Annotated in this window: 16 protein-coding genes; 7 read left to right on the forward strand and 9 right to left on the reverse strand. The window is 62.1% G+C overall.

The features are described from left to right. Positions 1-711 (forward strand): class I SAM-dependent methyltransferase (locus J7E82_RS02405; protein ID WP_214859994.1); only part of this gene is annotated, 711 nt, incomplete at its 5' end. 64 nt (positions 712-775) lie between these two features. Next, positions 776-985, forward strand: coding sequence for a hypothetical protein (locus tag J7E82_RS02410; RefSeq protein ID WP_214859995.1), 210 nt, complete (start codon positions 776-778; stop codon positions 983-985). On the opposite strand, the gene J7E82_RS02415 is transcribed toward J7E82_RS02410, so the two are convergent. Continuing rightward, the gene (locus tag J7E82_RS02415) at positions 982-1,839 is read right to left on the reverse strand and encodes an ATP-dependent DNA ligase (RefSeq protein ID WP_214860143.1); all 858 of its coding nucleotides are present in this window, start codon (positions 1,837-1,839) and stop codon (positions 982-984) included. The genes J7E82_RS02410 and J7E82_RS02415 overlap by 4 nt on opposite strands. A gap of 157 nt (positions 1,840-1,996) precedes the next feature. On the opposite strand from J7E82_RS02415, the gene J7E82_RS02420 reads away from it, so the two are divergent. From J7E82_RS02420 to J7E82_RS02435, 4 genes are all read left to right on the forward strand, one after another. After that, the gene (locus J7E82_RS02420) at positions 1,997-3,106 is read left to right on the forward strand and encodes a site-specific integrase (protein ID WP_251041352.1); all 1,110 of its coding nucleotides are present in this window, start codon (positions 1,997-1,999) and stop codon (positions 3,104-3,106) included. Positions 3,107-3,753: 647 nt separating this feature from the next. Further along, a complete protein-coding gene (locus tag J7E82_RS02425) occupies positions 3,754-5,550 on the forward strand; it encodes a site-specific integrase (protein WP_214859997.1) in 1,797 nt (598 codons plus the stop codon). After that, entirely contained in the window at positions 5,547-6,143 is a 597-nt protein-coding gene (locus tag J7E82_RS02430; RefSeq protein ID WP_214859998.1) for a DUF6262 family protein, read from the forward strand. Before J7E82_RS02425 ends, J7E82_RS02430 begins: the two co-directional genes overlap by 4 nt. Before the next feature lie 748 nt (positions 6,144-6,891). Next, positions 6,892-7,551: a hypothetical protein gene (locus J7E82_RS02435; RefSeq protein ID WP_214860000.1), complete on the forward strand. Its 660-nt coding sequence runs from the start codon at positions 6,892-6,894 to the stop codon at positions 7,549-7,551. 462 nt (positions 7,552-8,013) lie between these two features. Here the strand turns inward: J7E82_RS02435 and J7E82_RS02440 are convergent, their stop codons facing one another. The 3 genes from J7E82_RS02440 to J7E82_RS02450 all read right to left on the reverse strand — a co-directional run bounded on the left by J7E82_RS02440 (position 8,014) and on the right by J7E82_RS02450 (position 10,313). Continuing rightward, positions 8,014-9,063, reverse strand: a complete 1,050-nt coding sequence (locus J7E82_RS02440; protein ID WP_214860002.1) for an aldo/keto reductase — start codon at positions 9,061-9,063, stop codon at positions 8,014-8,016. A 144-nt stretch (positions 9,064-9,207) separates the two neighbouring features. After that, entirely contained in the window at positions 9,208-9,840 is a 633-nt protein-coding gene (locus tag J7E82_RS02445; protein WP_214860005.1) for a hypothetical protein, read from the reverse strand. Positions 9,841-10,034: 194 nt separating this feature from the next. Beyond that, positions 10,035-10,313, reverse strand: a complete 279-nt coding sequence (locus tag J7E82_RS02450) for a hypothetical protein (protein ID WP_214860006.1) — start codon at positions 10,311-10,313, stop codon at positions 10,035-10,037. A gap of 163 nt (positions 10,314-10,476) precedes the next feature. Here J7E82_RS02450 and J7E82_RS02455 point away from each other — a divergent pair, with 163 nt between their 5' ends. Further along, positions 10,477-10,872, forward strand: coding sequence for a DUF1801 domain-containing protein (locus J7E82_RS02455; RefSeq protein ID WP_214860007.1), 396 nt, complete (start codon positions 10,477-10,479; stop codon positions 10,870-10,872). 96 nt (positions 10,873-10,968) lie between these two features. Here J7E82_RS02455 and J7E82_RS02460 read toward each other — a convergent pair whose 3' ends face one another. From J7E82_RS02460 to J7E82_RS02480, 5 genes are all read right to left on the reverse strand, one after another. Continuing rightward, positions 10,969-11,688 (reverse strand): DUF624 domain-containing protein, encoded by a 720-nt coding sequence (locus J7E82_RS02460; RefSeq protein WP_214860009.1) that lies wholly within the window; start codon positions 11,686-11,688, stop codon positions 10,969-10,971. Further along, positions 11,685-12,626, reverse strand: a complete 942-nt coding sequence (locus J7E82_RS02465) for a carbohydrate ABC transporter permease (RefSeq protein WP_214860011.1) — start codon at positions 12,624-12,626, stop codon at positions 11,685-11,687. Before J7E82_RS02465 ends, J7E82_RS02460 begins: the two co-directional genes overlap by 4 nt. Continuing rightward, the gene (locus tag J7E82_RS02470; protein WP_214860013.1) at positions 12,626-13,552 is read right to left on the reverse strand and encodes a carbohydrate ABC transporter permease; all 927 of its coding nucleotides are present in this window, start codon (positions 13,550-13,552) and stop codon (positions 12,626-12,628) included. Before J7E82_RS02470 ends, J7E82_RS02465 begins: the two co-directional genes overlap by 1 nt. A 106-nt stretch (positions 13,553-13,658) precedes the next feature. Further along, entirely contained in the window at positions 13,659-14,939 is a 1,281-nt protein-coding gene (locus J7E82_RS02475; RefSeq protein WP_214860015.1) for an ABC transporter substrate-binding protein, read from the reverse strand. A gap of 68 nt (positions 14,940-15,007) precedes the next feature. Beyond that, positions 15,008-16,021, reverse strand: a complete 1,014-nt coding sequence (locus J7E82_RS02480) for a hydroxyacid dehydrogenase (protein WP_214860017.1) — start codon at positions 16,019-16,021, stop codon at positions 15,008-15,010. Positions 16,022-16,063: the final 42 nt, after the last annotated feature.

Raw genomic sequence — 16,063 nt, forward strand, 5'->3', positions numbered from 1 at the left:
TACGACCATATGACTCCACCCAGCCTGCCTGGCAAGGAGCTGGTAGATGTGGGCTGCGGTACCGGAACTCTCGCGGCCCGCGCTTCAGCCATGGGTGCACGAGTAACCGCGGTTGATCCGGATCCCGGGATGCTGGAATTTACCCGGAAGGCAGCGTCGGGCGCCACCCTTTTGGCAGGGAGTGTCCCCGATCTTCCTTTTGCCGCCGGGACTTTTGAAGCAGTGGCGGCAAATTTCGTCGTCAACCATGTTGGCGATCCACGAGCAGCGGCAGCTGACCTCACTCGTGTCTGTGCTCCCGGCGGTGCAGTGGGAGTGACGATCTGGCCGTCAGGACCTTCCGCATTGAACTCGCTCTGGGCAGACGTAGTACGTGCAAGCGGCGCAGTCACACCCCCACCCAGCCATCTGCCTGTGGAAAAGGATTTCGAAAGGACGGCGGAGGGCCTCGCGCGGCTCCTCACGGAAGCACACCTGTCCGAAGTTCGAGCGACCACCTTGAAATGGGATTTTCGGATAGCCCCTGACGAGCTGTGGGCTGGACCGGCTGGAGGAGTCGCAGGGATCGGAAAGATTGTTGTCAGCCAAACGCCTTCCATGCAGGCCAGTATGAAACAGCACTATGACCGAATCACGGCGCGCATGATCCGCAACGGCGAAGTCGTCCTACATGCGGAAGCCGTGATGGCAGTCGGTCGAAAATACTCGTAGACGCGGCAGACTTGGCCGGATCCAGCCCAGGCCGGACACCTGGATCCGGGGTTATCGTGGAGCCATGGCGTACCTGAGAGGTCCTTTGTACCTGGACATCGCTGCAAAGGGACTGTGCTTCCTTGGAATCGCGTTGATGATTTTCGGGCAGGGCGGATGGTTTACTGCCGGAATCGTCGCCGTTTTCATTGGCGTGCTGTTTGGGCTGTGGTCCATGCTTGCTGTTCGCCGCATGCGGCGGCGAGGATGGAATGGTTTGAACCGCGTGCCCTAGCCCGGGAGTCCGGCGGGAAGCTGCACTTCATCAGGGTCCAACTCCGGCCGGACACGAAGGTAGCGAAGCGAGTGACGGAAGGAAGAGCCGGACCAAGCGGTATCGGCAGACACCTCCACGACAACCGGCTCTACGCGAGTCAGCGCCACCGGTGATCTGTCCCGATTGAACCGGTCCAGCGTCGTCCCTTTCACTGTAGCCGGCCAGGGATGGTGGTCCGCGGCCGGTCGCAGCCAACGGGCAAGGGCTCGGCTATCGGCCACGCGCAGAGGGGAAGATCGGCCAACTATACGCAACTCACCCTCCAACGGGAGGCCTGCAACTATTTCCTGTGGCCGGTCAATAGGTCCGATGACGGCCCCACACACGACGTCCAGAGTGGTCCGGGGTTTGAATTTCAACCACTGCCTCTGGCCCCCGGCATACAGTTGCCCACTCCACTTGATGACCAAGCCCTCAATTCCAGCTGATGCCTGTTCCTCCAGCCATTTCGCCGCTGTCTCGCGGTCTGAAGTCATTGGCGATAGGGACAGGGGAGGGGACCAGACGGTGGCTAGTTCCTCCAGCAGGCTGCGGCGATCCCGCAGCGGCAGATTCCTCGTATCCTGCCCCGCGACGCACAGGATATCGAAGCCAACAAAGCTTGCAGGGAAGTCCCGGACGAGGGACTGCAGGCCTTCCTTCCCTGAAACCAGCCGGCGCTGCAAAGCGTTGAAATTCAGTCGGTCTTCGGCCCACACGACGGCTTCCCCATCCACGACGCAGCCGGGTGGGATCATACTTACCGCGGCGGCGGAGAGCTCCGGGAAGTATCTCTTCTGTTGGGTCTTAAAAGGTTGTCGCGGACGTCGCATTTCTGTACTGCCATATGTGTCCGGGACAGCGACTGTCGGTGTGTCGGGCACGTCCTTCACGTCGCGAGTTCTACCATCCTTCGCATGAGCATCATCTCTGGGATGAGGTGCAGGGGGTGATCTGGCTGTGGCGACGTTCAGGTCCTTTCTCGTGAGGATGCCTTCTGAGCTGCGTTACTGGACCGTGCTCGATCCAGCCCATCGTGTAGTGGTGGAGGCAGATGATTTCCTGCTGCACCACCGGCTGGGCCGGGATGGTGCGGAGTCCACCAGCCAGTCCTATGCGGCGTCGCTTGCACTGTTCTTCGACTGGGCTGCATCGATTCGTAAGCCGTGGCGGGAGAGTGCTCCTTATCTTGGTCGCTTTGTCTACTGGCTCCAGCACTATCGCCCGGACCGAATAGCCGCCGGTCGCACCGAAGTGGTGCGTGGCCCACGGCGAGTGAATGCGATCATGGCTGCAGTGCGCAGCTTCTTCCGGCACACGGCCGCGGTGGGTCAGCTGGACCCGCAGGTGATGGGAGTGGTCTACGACTCCTTCGACAGCTATACCGTGAACGAGGCAGAACGGGGTGCCCATCGTCCCCGCGCACGCGCCCGGCATCGGTTGTCCGAGCCGCACTCTCCGATTGTGAATGCTGAAGGGGAGGACGTGGCGGGCCTGCTCAGAGCGGCACGTAACGCTCGTGACCGGTTCATCGTCATTGCCATGTGGCGCATGGGATTGCGCCGAGGCGAGCTGGCCGGGTTGCGCCGCTCAGACGTCCACTTCGTCCCTGATGCCTCCCGGCTGGGCTGCGGCTTCCGAGGTACGCACCTGCACGTGGTGCGAAGGACGAATCCGAACGGTGCGTGGGCAAAGTCCCGCCGCCAGCGTGTAGTACCGGCTGACTGGCTGACCGTTCAGGCCTATGACCAGTACATCTCGGAGCGGGCCCGCGTCGACCCCGGTGGGCGGTCCGACTTCCTGCTGGTGAACCTGTTTGCCGATCCTGTCGGGACCCCGATGCGGCCGGGCGGCATCAACGAACTTTTGGCCCGGCTATCGTCACGCGCCCACCTGAGGCGGCCGGTTCATCCGCACATGCTGCGCCACAGCTTTGCCACCAATATTGCGGAGCACGGCGGGACCGCCGACGTGCTCAAAGAACTCCTCGGCCACGCCTGGATCTCGTCCAGCGAGGTCTACCTGCACCCCTCACCTGAGAGGCTCCGTGCAGTCGTCAACCGGGTCCCCGCACCCAGAAAGGACGGAGAGAAACAGTGAGCTATATGAGCAGCGGCAGCCGTTTCCGCGTTGAGGCACTAGCGCCGAACGACGAGTTGGATGTGCTGCATGCGGCTCTGCGGCCAGATTTTCTGGCGGCGGCTGGCTGGAAGGCTGACGAGCAAGTCCTGGCGCCTCCGAGGAGTCATCCTTTGCTCGGCATTCGGCAGTGCGCACGCCAGGACTGCAGCACCAGCGTGGCCAGCCCCGGCCACGATCTATGCCCGGCCTGTGGTCGTGAATTCCGCAGCGGCCGCCTGTCGATCGAGGCGTTCTTGAGCACCACGAGCGGACGCCCGGTACGTGGCGAAAGGTTCTGCTGCGTCACTGGATGTCCTCGTCCGACCAATCAGCGCACTGGATTATGTTTGGGGCACAACTTCCGCTTCCAACAGCACACCTCAACAACCGTTGAGGACTGGCTGCAGGCCGCCCGGCCGGGTCCGTTGTCAACCTTTGGGCCATGCCGGGTGCCCTCGTGCTCCCGCGTCGCGGGCGTGCCGAACAGACTTTGCCATCCACATGCCCTGCGATGGAGCCGAGCCCGGCGGACAGATCCGCCACCGGAGCTGGCGGAATGGGCACGATCGCAGGAACCGCCCGCCGACAGCGGCCGGGTCGTGGCGTTCAAAGGACTACCCGACCAAGTGATCACGGAAATCCTCGCCGGGCTCCAATGGCGGACCGATGACCACACCAAGACCTCCATGCTTGCGTTGCGTGCCCTGGTGCGTCATGCCCGCCAGCTCCACGTGGCCAGTATCTTTGATCTCCTCGATCACCCAATATGCAGCGAGTCCAGGCACATGGCAGCGTTGATCCGGGCCCTGACACTCGCCGTGCAACGGAGCCTGACGTCTCCCGAACGCGAGCAACAGCGCGATCGCTGGGATCTCGCCATTTTCGGCGGCAAGGGGCAAATCAATTTCAAAATCCTGTCCCAGCCCTGGCTCCGTGAGGCAGCCAAGCACTGGGTGTCGGAGGATCTTCCGTTGCACCGCGGCCGACAAGCCACCGCAACCTCCAAAGAGACCGTCCGGGCCATCCGGTACCTCTCGTGGAGCCTGCAGCACGGCCGCCCGGACCATGGCCTCGTGCTCGACGAACTCGGCCGCAGCGACATCATCCGTTTCACCAACCGTCTGGCATACCTGGAGCGCACCGGCCAGATCACTACCAAAAAGCGCTACGTCATCAGCACACGCGTTCGCCGCTTCCTCGATGATGTCCGCGCCTTCGGACTCACCCGCCCGGCACGGCCCTTAGCCGGGCTGCCGGACGATTTCCGACTGCGCCACAGTGATGTCCCCAGGCCGCCAGAGAACCCGGCGCCGGGTCGCGATCTACCCATTCCCGTGCAGCGGACCATCAATGCCCACCTGGCAGACCTGGAAGCACGTGCAGGACTGGACGTGCGCCGCATCGTTGAAGTGCTGATCGATACGGGCCGACGCCCCGAGGAAGCATGCCAGCTCCCTTGGGACTGCCTGGACAGCACAGCGGACGGCCATCATGTGCTGATCTACACGGACAGCAAAAACAACCGACCAAACCGGCGCCTGCCGATCAGCATTGAAACAGCCGACCTCATTCGAGAACACCGCGAGAACGTCCATCAGCGCTTCCCCAAAACGCCGCTGGACCAGCTGTCGCTGTTCCCGCGAAACCAGATGAACCCTTACGGGACCTTCCACATCGGGGTCCCGCACATGAGCAAAGCCCACAGAGAATTCATCGACTCCATTGCCGAGCAGCTCGTCGACGACGCAGGCCAGCCCTTTCCCGCCGCAGTCGCGGTGCCATACTCCTACCGGCACAGCTACGCCCAACGTCACGCCGACAACGGCACGCCTCCGGACGTGCTGCGCGACCTCATGGGCCATGTCTCCATGGAAACCACGATGGGCTACTACAGGGTCACCGAAAAGCGGGTCCGCCAAGCAGTGAATCAAGTCGCCCAGCACCAGTTCGACAGTCAGGGCCGCCGTGTCTTCGCCGGCATCGCCGGGCTCGTCGCTGAAGAACACGCGCGGCTGCGCGTCGGCCAGATCGCGGTGCCGTTCGGCGTGTGCACCGAGCCCTCAAACGTCAAAGCCGGTGGCCACGCCTGCCCCTACAAGTACAGCTGCATCGGCTGCGGCCACTTCCGCAGCGACGCCTCCTACCTACCTGAATTGAAGTCTTATCTCCAACAGCTCCTCGCCGACCGCGAACGGATCCTCGCCGCGACCGACGTGCAGGAATGGGTACGAGCCAAGACGGCGCCCAGTTATGAAGAGATCGACCAGCTACGCGGGTTGATCCGCCGCGTCGAGGATGACCTCGGCCAATTGAGTCCCGCGGACCAGCAGCGAATCCAGGAAGCGATCGACGTGATCCGCAGCGCCCGCCAGAAGATCACACTCGGCATGCCCACAATCGGCCCCCAGGAGGGGCGGTCATGACGCCCGAAGTCGGGCCCAGCCCGCTGACCGTCGCCCGGCGGCGCGACGTCGATGCGCGCCGTGCCCGCGTGGCCCAGGCGCTGGACGCCATGCGAACCGAAGGTATCGAGATCACGATCTCCTCGGTCGCAGCCCGGGCCAGAGTGCACCGTTCCTTTATCCACCGCCATCTCGACCTCCGCGCAGACGTTTACGCGGCCGCCGACCAGCCATCGGCAGCAGGCACCGCCACCACGACTTCGCGCCAAAGCCTCGAAGCCGACAACCTGAACCTGCGGGCCACGGCACGCCGCCAGACTCAGCACATCGCCGACCTTGAAGCCCGGCTGTCGGAGCTCCTCGGCGAGCAGGCTTACTCCCGAACCGGACTAGGGGCCCCTCACAACCACGCCGCCCTCGAGGAGCAGAACAACACACTGCAGAACGAGATCCAAGAACTACAAGCCAAGCTGCAAGACCAAGAGGAAGAACTAGGTGCCGCCCGGGAGGCGAACCGCCAACTCATGGCTCAACTCAACAAGTCGGCGGCAAACAATGGCTTCGACGGCCAACCTCTACCGGGACGGGTACGTCCCGGTAGGACACAGCAGTGAATGGACGTGTATTTCACAGCGGTAATGGCCGCTATTTACGAGCACTATTTGGCACATCTCTGGCCCTTGCGGGGACTAGAAGGGCTATCAAAGTCGGTCACCGCGCCGTCTCTTCCGCTCCGTCAAGAGCAGAGCACCAAGAGCAACGACCAGCACAACAGGCATAGCGAATGTCAGTGGCCGGAGGAAGTCGGGAAAAGAGGCAGCAAGTATCCCCAAGATCAGAATGACCGCGACTGCAGGCAAAATGAAGGCGGCCCGCAGCTTCATGTCGATGCCTTTCTGATTACCCATGGTTGCGCTCTTTTCTTAGTTGTGCCGAGCCTACTATCAGGACATTCAGCAGTACATGGTGCCGACTTCTCGCAGTCTGTAGTCCGCAGGTAGGAACGACGAAATCGCAGATTCGGAAGGGCGGTTTCTCGCCCAAGGGTGCAACGAGTAGGCCTTCAAAAGGTAACGGCGTTCTCAGAGAGCGTTTGAGCTCAGCCGCGTTCTAGCGCTCCGGCCATAACCGCAGCCCGAACCCTGTACGGGACGCTCCGCCGGCGAATCATCGCTGCCCTGAGTGAGGGCTGCCGAATCCGCGACAAAACTGTCTCCTGAGCGGGACTCGTTGACTAGGAACGGGCTGGGACCATTGGTTTATTGGTGCTCATAGTTCAGGATTTGAGGATCTGCACAGGATGCTTCAGCAGGTTTTCACTGGCGTCTTTTCAGCGTTTGTGCTTCGGGGAAGAAGAAAACGATGAGCGGTATTGACGATCTCATGGCGGAGTCCAATGACCGTTGGGCAGACGCGATGAGAAGAGCCCAGGGCGTCGAGGACAACGGCCTGGGCGAGGCCGTGAAAACCTATTACACCCGCTATTTCCCTGCCGGATTCCTCATCCTGGTCGCGACCGGGACCATCGGCGGAACCCTTGCTTTCCCAGGCACACCGGAGAGGTGGCCGACCTTCCTGACCTTCGGGTTTCTCCTTGGATTTCTAGGCGCCCTGATTGTGGGCTTGGTCTACAACTCGAAGAAAGTGGTACCTGCAGCAAAATTGGGAAGGATCAATGTGCTGCTTTCCCTGGAAAACGAGGAAAAGAAGCAGGTCCGTCGTCAGATCGCAGGGAAGGCACCCATCGATCCGGAACATCTTTCGGTCACCCGGGCCGCCGCGGTGCAATTACGAAAGGGCCTCGCCACGCAACTGCTCCTGGCGCCGTTGTATCCGCTCATCTTCATTCCTCAAGTCATGAACTTGGCCCTACGCGGTGACAGTCTGTTCGCTTGGCTGATGGCAATTGGTGTGGGAGTAGTAGTGGCCGGGGTAGGGCTTCTCGCCCGTGACTTCCGGCGGGCGGGCCGGTTCCTCACAAGCACAGCGGAGCAAACAGCACCAGGCAACGCGCCGCTTTAAATGTTCCAAAAGCCGAGGGGCATCAGCGCAATTGCTCCGGGGGCCAGATAATCCAACCCGTGAACCTGTTGCCGTTGTGGTTGGTCCTGGATGAAGTCGACATACTTAGACAAGTGAGCGACATCTGTCGCGCACTGACAACCGCCCTCTCATCAGGCCAAAGGCCAGCGCGGCGGTCCTTCACCCCAACAGAATATCTCGTCAGGGCTTTGCCCTGCCGTGACCAGAGGCTTGTGCTGGTTCCCTCGCGGATGATCAGAGCGCGATAGCCATCCCATTTGGGCTCGTAGCAACAAAGCCCGGGCAACGCGTTCGACGGCGGCAGAACCTTGACGGGCTTGGCCAAGGCAACCTCCAGGGGAGGCCGAAGCCTGGCCGGAAGGAGCTCCTCCGCAGCTGGCATGGCCCCAGCTTAAGCCTGGCTGATGTGCTCCGCGAGAGGGCCCGAGCCAGGGTCAGGCCCTACCTTCTGCGAAGTTCCGCGTACTCCAGCGACGGCACCACGGCCCCGGAATCTCGCTCCACAAAATTCGTCCCGGGAGGCACCAGTTCGTCGATCGCGTCCAGCACCGATTCGCCCAACACAGTATGAGCGGCCTCGAGGTAGGCGTGGAGGTGCTTTTCACTGCGGGGCCCGATGATCACGCTGCTCACAGCGGGGTGGTTCAGGGCGAAGCCGACGGACAGCTCCACCAGGGACAACTCGAGCTTCTCCGCCAGCCGCGCCAGCGAATCCGCTGCCAGCAGCTTCCGCTCGCTTGCCGGTCCGGAGATGTCATAGCGCCCCGGGAGGGAATGCACCCGCGTCGGCGGCTTTCCGGCGTCGAGCGTAAAACTCCCGGACAGCCACCCGCCAGCCAGCGGCCCATAGGCGAGCACTCCAAGGCCGTACTGTTGGGCGATGGGAAGCACGTCGCGTTCATTTCCACGCACGAGCATTGAATAGGGGACCTGGTTGGCCACCGGCGGGATCAGATGATTCGTCGTGGCGAGCCACTGCGCTTCCACCAGCTGAGCCGGCGTGAACACCGAGGTGCCGTAGTAGAGAATCTTTCCCTGCCGGATCAGGTCGTTGAGCGCCGTGATGGTCTCCAGCACATCGGTGTTGTAGTCCGGCCGATGCGCCTGGTAAAGGTCGATCCGGTCCGTCTGCAGCCGACGGAGGCTGCCCTCCACGGCCTGCATAATCCAGCGGCGGGAGTTGCCTGAATGGGCTGGATTGGTGCCCATCTGCCCGTGGAACTTGGTGGCAAGGAAGACGTCGTCGCGGCGGCCGCGGAGGGCGCGCCCCACAACCTGCTCGGACTCACCTTGTGAGTAGACGTCGGCGGTATCGACGGCGGTAATCCCGGCATCCAGCGCGGCCTGGATAATGCGGATGCTCTCGTCCGCCCCCGTGGGAGCGCAGCCTGCCGCGCCGCCAGGCCCCTCGCCGAAGTTCATGGTGCCCAGGGTGAGAGGGCTGATGGGTGTGCCTGTCCGCCCGAACACCCGCAGTTCACTGAGGCTCATCCCCGAATTCCTCACAATAGATTGCCCACGCGGTTTGCTGTGGATCGTCACGAGGCTACACAGTTTCGCCCCGGCGCAGCAGGGCTTGCGCCTTAGTCCTTAGCTTTTCGTCTCGCGGGGTAACGCGAGGCTCAAATTGACGGTTTATGAAGCTCCCTGGGGCACCTCAGCTGAGGGGGATTCAAGGGTTTCCAGCACTGCTGCCAACAGGCGCCCGCTCCTGCCCCAGACAGGGTCGAACAGTTCCAGGTACCACGACTCGGCCAGCAGCAGGGCTAACGTTTCGTTGCTTTCCGCTGACCAGTCACTCAGCGCGTCCGTATCTGCCGGGCTTTCGCTGGTGCCCAGAACCGTAACCACCTCGTCGCCCTGAAGCGTGACGGGTATGGAAGCCCTGCCGGGTTCCCCGGGTGCATGCGCCACCGCTACCAGTTCAGTGCGGGCTGAAAGCTGCAGGAGTCTGGAAGCAGTGTCCGGCGCGCAAAAGCCCGTTACGTACTCACGCTGGGAATTGCCGGCGTCCTGGAGTTGCCCGGGTTGCGACTCCTTTGTGAAAAGGCCGGCACGGTTGATAGCTGCCAGCGTTGCGGCAATGGCTACGGTCTCCTCATCAAAAACCGGCGTCAAAGTCCCTGGCTGGTAACGGCTATGCCCTTCCAGCCAACGCGCCGTGAGTTCGCCCGCTGCCGCCAGGGTTGTTGCCTGGCGCCACACAGCCCGGTCGGCCAATGAGCGGCCGTACGAGTCGGTCTCGTTTCCATACTGTTCGCTGCCCATTGGTTCCTTGCTGAATTGCTGTCCCATGTCGGCCCTTTCTGCTGGAGGCGAGGTAATACAGCAGGCTAAATCGCCTTCACCCCTGTTGTGCATTATCGGGCCCAGCGGTGTCACGAATGGCAATGTGCGGTAGCAGTCCTCCTTGTGAGGTCATCCTGCGGCCCGCTTGTGGCCGCGGAAAGGACACGTCTGTGTCAGCCGGGGCTCCTCGCTGACGGGTGCTGGTGAAGAGTCTCCTGGTAGTTCTCGTCGTACCTTTCTTCACGGGGTTCATCGTAGGGAGAGCCACCGGGAAGTGATCCCTTGGCAAGGCCTCGGATAACCAGGTGACGCAGCGACGGCTGGCTGTCAGCCATGGCAGTTGACGCGATGACCGAAGTCGTACTGCGTGCTTTGACGTTTGCCATCTGGTCGACGCCGGACGCGCCGGCCGCGCTCAGGAAGATGACCGCCAGAGCTGCTATTCCAGGCACGAAGACCCTTCGCCAAAGCCTCATTGATTGATCATGGCCCGGGAACATGAAGACAGGGACGGAAAGCCCTCTGAAGAGACTGGGAGGGAGCCCGCGGCAGTCCCCGGAATTACACCACAGCACCTCAAGCAGCCCCGGCCCCTCATGTGCCAAGGTGTTAGGCATGGACTACAGCAAAGACCCGCGCGTGGACCACTACATCGAATCACTCCCGGCATGGCAACAAGCCATCTGCCAACAGGTCCGCGACCTCGTCCACGGGGCCGATCCCGACGTCGAGGAAACCATCAAACGGACAATCCAGCCCTACTTTGTGCTGGACGGCAACATCTGCGCCCTCCTCGCGGCGAAGGACCACGTCAACGTTTTCCTGTACGACGGCGGCATCGTCCCTGACCCGCACAACATCATCACTGCCGGACACGACAATAAAACAGCCCGCACTGTTGCCTTCCGCGAGGGCGAAACCATCAACGAGCAAGCACTCGGCGAAATGTTCAAAGCGATCATCGTCAACAACCGGGCTGGTGGCTGGCGGAAGATCAAGGGCGGGCAGTAGCCCGCGAGTTCGCCCGAAACGCTCATGGGCGCCGGAAATTTCCGGCGCCCATGAGCGTTTCCGGCGACCCCGGCGAAAGCGCCCGGTCAACACCGCTTACGCCTCCCGCAGCACCGCATGGAAGGCGTAGGCGGCATTGCTCCAGACGACGAACAGCAGCGGTGCCGGGGCAAAGGCAACGCCCAGCACCGGCTGGAGCAGCGCGGCAGCGGCGATGATCTCAAGCAGCACGAGCATCGCGAGGCTCAGGTACCAGCGCTGGACGCAGAGGTAGAGCGAAGCCTTCATCAGGCTCTTGAATCGGGCCTCGGGCAGGAGGACGACGCCGGCAACCGCCGTCACGGTGAGGCTCACGGCAACCGCCGCGGCCAGGACGATCAGCGGAACCAGGACGGCCGCCGCGGGCATCGCCTGCACAATCGCCAGGTCGACGCCAAGGAACAGGAGCACCGCCACGGCGCCCAGCCCAAGCAGTGCCGACCGGCGGAACGACCGCTTATACCCAACAAGGAAGGCCTTCACCGGCTTGACGGCGGAACCGTCGTCGTTGAGGGCCTGGAAGGCACCGAACAAACCAGCGAGCGACGGCGCAACCGTCACCGAAAGCGCCAGGAAGAACGGCCAGGCCGCTACAGGGTCCGGGACGAGGGCCAGGAAGAACACAAGCGGCGCGTTGGCAGCAGCGAGCAGGACGTTTCCAGCCAGGAACGTGTAAACGAACCCGAAAATGTTCCCGAAGGTTTCGAACCCCGGCCCGGATAGGCGCCTTGCCCACCGCCTCCGCTGAAGGGCAGAGTACCCCCGCACAGCTGTCATCCCTTCATGCCGCTCGTGGCGATGCCCTGGATGAAGTACCGCTGCCCGATCAGGAAGATGATCAGGATCGGCACTACGGAGATCACAGAGCCGGTCATGATCATTGCGTATTCGGCGTCGAACTGGCCCACGAAAGAGCGCAGGCCCAGCTGGACAGTCCACAGCCTGTTGCTGGTGAGGTAGATGAACGGGCCCATGTAGTCATTCCACGTGTTCACGAACGTCAGCAGCGCCAGGCTGGCCAGGGCCGGCTTGGACAGGGGCAGGATGACGCGCGCCCAGATGCCGTATTCACTCAGCCCATCGATCCGCGCGGCCTCGCACAGCTCATCGGGGATGGTCATGTAGTACTGCCGCATGAGGAACACACCAAAGGCGCCGAACGCCTGCAGCAGGATGAGGGCATTGAAGCTGTTCGTCAAGCCCAGCTGCTGCATCATGATGTACTGCGGCACCATGTAGGCCTGCCACGGAACCGCGATGGTGCCGATGTAGGCGAGGAAGAGCACATCGCGTCCGGGGAAGCGGACCTTGGAGAAACCGTAGGCCGCCAGGGAACCGGTGAGGACCTGCAGGCAGGTGATGATCACCGACAGATAAAGCGAGTTCTGCACGTAGCCCATCATCGGGATCCGCGTCCAGATGTCGGTGTAGTTGCTCCAGACGAATTCCGTGGGAATCCATTGGATGGGGACGGTCAGGACCTGGTTGTTCTCCTTCAGGGAGGAGGAGACCATCCAGATGAACGGCACCATGAGCCCGATCACGAGGACGGCCAGGACGCTGTACAGGATGAGGTCCAGGGTGCGGGCTTTGCGTTCCCGGGTTGAGCGCCGCGGGGCCTTTGAGCGCCGCGGAGTTTCCGACGGCGGTACTTCCAGGCGCGTGCCGGCCCTGAAAGGTGCCTCGGCCTTGAGGTCTTCGGCCATGTTGGTCATCAGCGTTCCCTCCGCTGCTGGATCTTGAATTGGAGAACGGTCACGGTCAGGACGATGAGGAACAGCACCAGGGAGATCGCTGAGGAGTAGCCGAACTTCCCTTCGCCGATACCCTCCTGGTAGATCAGCTGCGAGAGCACAGTGGTTGATCGCCCGGGTCCGCCGTTGGTCATGACCACGATGAGGTCGAAGACCTTGAAGCTGGAGACGGTCAGCATGACCACCACGAAGAAGGTGGTGGGGCGAAGCGATGGGATCGTGACGTTCCAGAAGCGTTGCCAGGCGCTGGCGCCGTCGACCTCGGCGGCTTCATACAGTTCACTCGGGATTGCCTGGAGGCCGGCCAGGTAAAGGACCATGTAGTAGCCCATGTCGCGCCAGACGCTGGTGATGATGACCGCCGGGAGTGCCCAGTCGGAGCTCGAGGTCCAGCCTGGCGCCTCTGCGATGCCGATGGAGTGCAGGAACTGGTTGATGGGTCCGCTGTCCGGGCTGAAGAGCATGTTCCAGACGACGGCGACCGCCACCAGCGAGGTGATGTAGGGGAAGAAGATGGCCACCCGGAAGAAGCCGATGCCCTTGAGCTTGCGGTTCAGGAGCATGGCCAGCAGCAGCGCCAGCGCCATGGTCAGGGGAACATGTCCCAGCGCGTAGACGACCGTGTTGCGCAGGGCGACCCAGAAGGTATCGCTTTCGAGCATGCGCTGGAAGTTTGCCAGGCCCACCCATTTCGGTGCACTGAAGGAAGTCCACTCCATGAAGGACAGTGCGAAGGCGGCCAGGACGGGGACGAGGGTGAAGGCCAGGAAGCCCAGGAAGTTCGGGAGGATGAAGGTCCAGCCGATCAGGGTGTTCCGCCGTGCCTGTTTGCGGTTGCCGCGGCCTTGCGTAACGGCTGGGGCCGGGTTGATTGTTTCAGTAGTCATGATGACCGCTCCCGGTGCACGGGGCGTTCCTCCATTTCAGGATCCGGAGTGTTCTGGTCCAGTTCCGGTGCCGCACCGCGGGGTGCGGCACCGGAGCCCTGGAGTGTCACTTGTTGAGGACTTCGCTCTTCACACGCTTGCCCATTTCGTTGATTCCGTCCTCGACGGAACGTTCGCCCACCATGATCAGGTCGTGTTCCTGGTTGAGGATCTTGTCCACGGCGGCGGACTTGTCGCTGACCGGCATTTCAAGGGCGGTCTTGTCCGGGGTGAAGGCTTTCTTGGACAGTTCGTCGACGGGGAGGCCCTCAAGCTTGAAGTATTCGTCCGTCACCGCCTGGTTCTGCAGCGCAGGGACGACGCCGATCTTAGAAATGGCCTTGGCGCCCTCTTCGCCCGCGGCCCACTCGATGAACTTCTTTGCTTCCTCCGAATGTGCCGCGTTCTTGTTCACAGCAAAGGCAGTGGGGGAGCCGAATGTGGTGACGTTGCCGTCGTCGGACTTCTGAGGCATGGGGGCCAGGCCCCAGTTCACGTTGGTCTTGCCGGCTTTCTTGGCGGCGGCGAAGCCGGAGATATACCAAGTGCCCATGGGCATCATGGCAGTCTGCCCGGTTTCGAACATCGTGCGGTAGCTGGTCTTCTGGCTCTTGGCCGTTCCGAAGTCCAAGGTGGCGCCGCTCTTTTGGAGATCAAGGGCGGTGTTGTACTGGTCCTTGAAGAAGCCGTAGTCTCCGCTGTTCTGGTCGCCGTCGTTCTGTGCAGCCGAAATGGCCTGGATTACCGAGCGCCAGATGTGGTGGTAGGTACCGTAGACAGTCTTGCCGTCGGCGGTGGTGGTGAGTTTCTTGGCCAGTGCCACATATTCATCCCAGGTGAGGTCCTTGGGCTCTTCCACTCCTGCGGCTTTGAAGAGGTCCTTGTTGTAGTAGAGCAGCCAGAAGTCCTGGCGGTACGGGGCGGCGAAGTATTTGCCGTTGAGGTCGAAAGCGTCCAGTCCGGCCAGATTGTCCTTATCCAGCTTGTCTACGACTCCGTTGATTTCCTGAAGCTGCCCGTTATTCGCGTAACGCGAGTAATCGATGACGTTCTTCATGGTCAGCACGTCGGTGGTGTCCCCGCCAGCCAGCATGGTGGTGACCTTTTGCGGGTAGTCCTCGGCCAGGATGTCCACGGGTTCAATGTCAATATTGGGATTCGCGGCCTCGTAAGCGTCGAACAGGGCCTTGAATTCAGGGGTGCCTTCGTAGTTCCAGACCGAGACGCTCAGGGTGGTCTTGCCTTCCTGTGCGGGTTTCTCAGCGGGGCCGGCTGCACCGGCGCATCCGGTCAGGCCAAGGCCGGCGGAGGCGGCGAGGGCAATCGCTGCCAGAGTAATGCGCTTCATTGCGGTTCTCCTTTAGGGGGATTGATGCGGGGACGGAATTCGCTGCGACAGCAGCGGGAGGTAGTAGTTCAGGCACTCAGGCCGAGGTCCGCGGGTACAACCTGTGCCACGGGTTCCTGGCCATTGAGGTAGCGTTCCAGTTCATCTAGTGCTGCGTCGGACATCCTGCGGGTTTCAGTGCCAAGGGACCCGGCGATGTGCGGAGTGATGACGACATTGGGGAGGTCATACAGCACCGAAGCCTCCGGTAGCGGTTCGGGTTCGGTGACGTCCAGGAGGGCCTGGATGCGTCCGGTGAGGCATTCCGCCTCGAGGGCCTTTGTGTCCACTAGTGAACCGCGGGCAGTGTTGATGAGTGTGGCATGGTCCTTCATCGCTCGAAGCTCCCGCTCACTGATCATGTGCCTGGTTTCCGCCAAAGCCGGCGCGTGAATGGTGACGACGTCGGAGACCGGCAGCAGTTGCTCAAGGCTAACCAGCCGGCCGCCGGCGGCCGCAACTTCCAGCGGGTCAGCATGGGGATCGCTGACCAGGCAAGTCACGTCTTCGAGCTGCTGGACCAGCTGCACCACCCTGCGGCCGATCCTGGAGAAGCCGACGACGCCGATGACGCGGCCGATGTTGCCGAGTTCACCCCGCGCCGCGGAATAGCTCCAGTCCATGCGGAATGCCCGGGCATCGTTGGCGAGGAACTGGGCTTTCTTCCCTGCCAGCACAATGGAAGCAAAGGTAAACTCCGCGACGGGAATTGCGTTGGCGTCCGCGCCATTGGTTACCAGGATGCCCCGGTCCCAGAGCTCGTCGCTGACGAAGCTACGAACTGTTCCGGCGCAATGAAAGACTGCACGCAATTTAGGCATCCGCTCCAGCGCCGGAGCATCCAAGCGAGGAACTCCCCAGCTGGTGAGCAGAATTTCCACCTCGTCCAAGCGCCGTGTCAGTTCCGGTGAGTCAAGGGAATCCGTCCAGGGCTGCTCGCCGAGGTCAACAAGTCCTCGCAAACGCTCAAGGCGGACGGCATCAAACTGATCGGCAAAGGTTCCGCCATTCATGACCAGCAGCGCCGTGGGCTTGGGTGACATTGAGTGATCCTCCCTTCCAAGTTCGTTGGGGAAACGGCCTGG

The sequence above is a fragment of the Arthrobacter sp. ISL-30 genome (assembly GCF_018613855.1).
Classification (GTDB): Bacteria; Actinomycetota; Actinomycetes; order Actinomycetales; family Micrococcaceae; genus Arthrobacter.